Source organism: Paraburkholderia sp. BR10872 (assembly GCF_040965835.1).
Lineage (GTDB): Bacteria > Pseudomonadota > Gammaproteobacteria > Burkholderiales > Burkholderiaceae > Paraburkholderia > Paraburkholderia nodosa_A.
This window is the reverse complement of the sequence record NZ_JBFRCN010000193.1, coordinates 1-255: the sequence shown is the minus strand read 5'-3', so window position 1 is coordinate 255 and position 255 is coordinate 1. Positions and strand designations below refer to the sequence as shown.

Genomic DNA, 255 nt, shown 5'->3' with positions numbered 1-255 from the left:
GCGAGCTCCTGTCGAAGTACGACTTCCCGGGCGACGACACGCCGATCATCAAGGGTTCGGCCAAGCTGGCGCTGGAAGGCGACAAGGGCGAACTGGGTGAAGTGGCGATCATGAACCTGGCCGACGCACTGGACACGTACATCCCGACGCCGGAGCGTGCCGTTGACGGCGCGTTCCTGATGCCGGTGGAAGACGTGTTCTCGATCTCGGGTCGCGGCACGGTGGTGACGGGTCGCGTCGAGCGCGGCATCGTCA

General features: G+C 65.5%; 1 pseudogene. It reads left to right on the top strand.

Going from position 1 to position 255, the window contains the following annotated elements:
* Window positions 1-255, top strand: a pseudogene (tuf, locus tag AB4Y43_RS40655) (elongation factor Tu); the annotation flags it as partial.